A 522-nucleotide genomic window follows, 5' to 3' on the forward strand; every position below is an offset into this window, starting at 1 on the left:
TCCCAATGAAACGCGGGTTCTTGTATCTCGTGGCCATCATGGACTGGTACAGTCGCAAGGTGCTTGCATGGCGGCTGTCCAACACCATGGACGCGGACTTCTGCATCGAGGCCCTGAAAAAGGCATTGGCCAAACACGGCACGCCGGAGATATTCAACACCGATCAGGGTAGTCAGTTCACCAGCGGCGATTGGATCGAGGTTCTGAGCGATGCGAAGATTAAGATCAGCATGGACGGTAAGGGGCGCTGGATCGACAATCGAATGATTGAGCGCCTCTGGCGGTCTCTGAAGTATGAATGCGTCTATCTGCACGCCTTCGAAAGAGGCTCCGAGGCAAAGGCGGGCATTGGAAAGTGGCTGGCCTATTACAATGCTGAACGACCGCACTCCACCCACGGCATCTTGACCCCCGATGAGGCCTATGCCAGCAAAACAGAACCAGTGAGATTAGCAGCCTGACATGAAACCCTGATCCATCTTAAAAAGGCTGTAAACTGGTCGAGAAAGCAGGACCACCTTA

Annotated in this window: 1 protein-coding gene; it reads left to right on the plus strand. The window is 53.8% G+C overall.

Annotated elements, in window-relative coordinates; all coding sequences use genetic code 11:
* The coding region (locus ACOI1H_RS26230; protein WP_422441297.1) for an IS3 family transposase at window positions 1-461 on the plus strand (461 nt) is incomplete at its 5' end.
* Window positions 462-522: the final 61 nt, after the last annotated feature.

This window comes from Loktanella sp. DJP18 (genome assembly GCF_049310965.1).
Taxonomy (GTDB): domain Bacteria; phylum Pseudomonadota; class Alphaproteobacteria; order Rhodobacterales; family Rhodobacteraceae; genus Loktanella.